The organism is Pantoea sp. CTOTU49201 (assembly GCF_032054795.1).
In the GTDB taxonomy this organism is placed as follows: domain Bacteria; phylum Pseudomonadota; class Gammaproteobacteria; order Enterobacterales; family Enterobacteriaceae; genus Pantoea; species Pantoea symbiotica.
The window spans coordinates 1-2,610 of the sequence record NZ_DAMBSA010000528.1 but is presented as its reverse complement, the minus strand read 5'-3'; the positions used below and the strand labels follow the sequence as shown (position 1 = coordinate 2,610).

The window sequence follows — 2,610 nt, the reverse complement described above, 5'->3', positions numbered from 1 at the left end:
CTGATCGTCGCCAACCATCCGTCATTGATCGATTACGTGATGATCGCCTCGGTGTTGCCCGAGATGGATTGCCTGGTGAAAGCCGAGCTGCAGCACAACATTTTCTTCCGTGGCGTGATTCGCGCCGCCGATTACCTGATTAACAGCGAAGCCGATACGCTGCTGCCAGACAGCCAACAGCGGCTGGCGCGCGGCGATACCATACTGATTTTTCCTGAAGGGACGCGCACCCGTTATGGCGAGCCGCTGAAGTTACAACGCGGTGCTGCCAACATTGCGGTGCGCGCTGGCTGCGATCTGCGCGTGGTACACATTAGCTGCACCGAGCGCATGCTCGATAAGCAAAGCCGCTGGTATCAGATTCCGCTGGTTAAACCGATTTTTACTGTACGCGTACAATCGCGTATTGCTAGCCACGCCTTTAGTGAAGCCGAAGAGGATGCGCAGCCGCTGGCCGCACGTCGTCTGACGCGTCATCTGCAACAGGCGCTGGTGCCTGACGAGACCAACTAAGTTATGCAAGTACTGATTAACGACATTAAACAGATGATTATCGACACGCTGAATCTGGAAGATATCAGCCCTGACGACATCGAAACCGACGCGCCGCTGTTTGGCGAGGGGCTGGGCCTCGATTCAATCGATGCGCTGGAGCTGGGACTGGCGGTGAAAAATCGTTTCGGCGTACAGCTCTCAGCTGAGAGTGAAACGCTGCGCGCGCACTTTTTTTCCGTGGCTACACTGGCCGCGTTTGTTGAACAACAGCAAGCCTGAGAACAGCCAACATGATGAACAAAAACGAAATTTACCAGGAAGTGGCTTCGCTGCTCACCTCGCTGTTTGAAATTGAGCCGGACGATATTCGCCCGGACGCCCGCCTGTATGAAGACCTCGAGCTGGATAGCATCGATGCGGTGGATATGGTGGTGCATCTGCAAAAGCGTACTGGCCGCAAAATCAAACCGGAAACCTTCCGCGCGGTGCGTACCGTGCAGGACGTGGTAGATGCCGTCGACCAACTGATGCGCGACGAAGCCTGATCGTATGCTGCTGCGGCTGCTAAACGGCGTGGCGCTGCTGGCGTGGCCGTTTCTGGTGTGGTTGACCATCACCCAGCCACAGTGGCGCGGCGTGACGGCTCTGCTGGCGCTGCTGTTTGTGCTGCGTGTCTGGACGCTGCGCCGTGCCGCCGGGCCGATGGCGCGCGTGATGCTGCTGCTGGCGTTGGTCGGCAGCGCGTTATGCCTCGCCAGTCTGCTGCTCCGATCGCAACATCTGCTGCTGTGGTATCCGCTGGTGGTCAATGCGCTGATGCTGCTGCTGTTTGGCGCGTCATTGTGGAGCCCAATGCCGCTGGTGGAGCGGCTGGCGCGGCTGCGCGAACCGAATCTGCCACCGCGCGCGGTGCGTTATACCCGCCGCGTGACGCAAGTGTGGTGCGGCTTTTTCATCTTCAACGGCAGCGTGGCGTTGCTCACCTGCCTGCTCAATGATGTCACGCTTTGGACACTCTGGAATGGGTGCATCAGCTATTTGCTGATGGGCACGCTGATGGGCGGCGAATGGCTGCTGCGTCAGCGCATAAGGAAACAGGCATGAACCTACATAGCCTTCGCGATTGGCTCAGCGCGCCGGATCGCATTGTGGCCTGGCACGGCCAACAGCAATACACGCTGCGCACCTTGCGTCAGCAGGTGCAGGCGCTGGTTGATCGGCTGCAAAACCAGCCCGGCCAATATTGGGCGCTGTGCTTTGATAACAGTTATGCCTTCACTGCCGCGCTGCTGGCGCTGTGGCACGCCGGTAAAACGCCGGTGATCCCCGGACACTGTCGCGCGGCCCAGCTGGAAGAGATGGCCGACAGCCTCGATGGCGTGATCAGCGATATGCCGCTGGCGGTCTCGCTGCCGCAGTTGCGCTGGGACGACGCGCTGGTGAGCGACGCATTACCGCCGATCGCCGCCGATGCTTCGCTGGTGCTGTTCACGTCCGGTTCGACCGGCACGCCGCGTCGCGTGGTGAAATCGCTGCGCGCGCTGGATCTTGAAGCCCACTGGCTCAACTCCTTGTGGGGCGCCCGCTTACGTGATTGCCATGTGATTGCCTCCGTCAGCCATCAACATCTGTATGGCCTGAGTTTTCGTATCGTGTTGCCGATGGCGCTGGGTTTACCCTTTGCCGCGCAGCAAATTTTCTACAGCGAACAGCTGGCCGATCAATCACCCGATCGTCGCTACGCGTTTATCAGCAGCCCGGCGTTTTTGCGTCGTCTCGATTCGGCGCTAGCCGGGCCGCGCTGTGAGCTGATCGTCTCCGCCGGTGGCGCATTGCCGTGGACGGCGGCGCAGCATGCGCAACAGGCGCTAAGCTGTACGGTTGATGAAATTTATGGCAGTACCGAAACCGGCGTGATTGGCTGGCGCTGCGCCCGCGAGGAGAACGCGCTGTGGCACGCTTTCCCGCAGATTACCCTGCGTGAGCAGCAAGCCGGACGCTGGCGGGTGTTTTCCGCTTTGCTGGAAACCGATGCTGGTTGCGCGCTCGACGATCGTATTGTGCAGCAGCCGTCCGGCCAGTTTCAGCTGGCGGGGCGTCAGGATCGCGTGGTGA

The 2,610-nt window shown here is 60.0% G+C and carries 5 protein-coding genes; all 5 read left to right on the top strand.

Annotated elements, in window-relative coordinates; genetic code table 11:
* Window positions 1-513, top strand: a 513-nt coding sequence (locus tag RTY00_RS23290) for a lysophospholipid acyltransferase family protein (RefSeq protein ID WP_312666542.1), incomplete at its 5' end; no start/stop codon positions are given.
* Between the two features lie 3 nt (window positions 514-516).
* On the top strand, window positions 517-774 hold the full coding sequence (locus RTY00_RS23285; protein ID WP_007887282.1) for a phosphopantetheine-binding protein: 258 nt from the start codon (window positions 517-519) through the stop codon (window positions 772-774).
* An 11-nt stretch (window positions 775-785) separates the two neighbouring features.
* Entirely contained in the window at window positions 786-1,040 is a 255-nt protein-coding gene (locus RTY00_RS23280) for an acyl carrier protein (protein WP_101760886.1), read from the top strand.
* A gap of 4 nt (window positions 1,041-1,044) precedes the next feature.
* Window positions 1,045-1,599, top strand: a complete 555-nt coding sequence (locus RTY00_RS23275; protein WP_312666541.1) for a hypothetical protein — start codon at window positions 1,045-1,047, stop codon at window positions 1,597-1,599.
* Window positions 1,596-2,610: AMP-binding protein (locus tag RTY00_RS23270; protein ID WP_312666540.1), on the top strand; the 1,015-nt coding region annotated here is incomplete at its 3' end. The genes RTY00_RS23275 and RTY00_RS23270, both read left to right, overlap by 4 nt.

Bases quoted from the DNA above. Each gene is read 5' to 3' on its own strand.
- RTY00_RS23285 (WP_007887282.1), top strand. From the start codon at position 517: ATGCAAGTACTGATTAACGACATTAAACAGATGATTATCGACACGCTG.
- RTY00_RS23280 (WP_101760886.1), top strand. From the start codon at position 786: ATGATGAACAAAAACGAAATTTACCAGGAAGTGGCTTCGCTGCTCACC.
- RTY00_RS23275 (WP_312666541.1), top strand. From the start codon at position 1,045: ATGCTGCTGCGGCTGCTAAACGGCGTGGCGCTGCTGGCGTGGCCGTTT.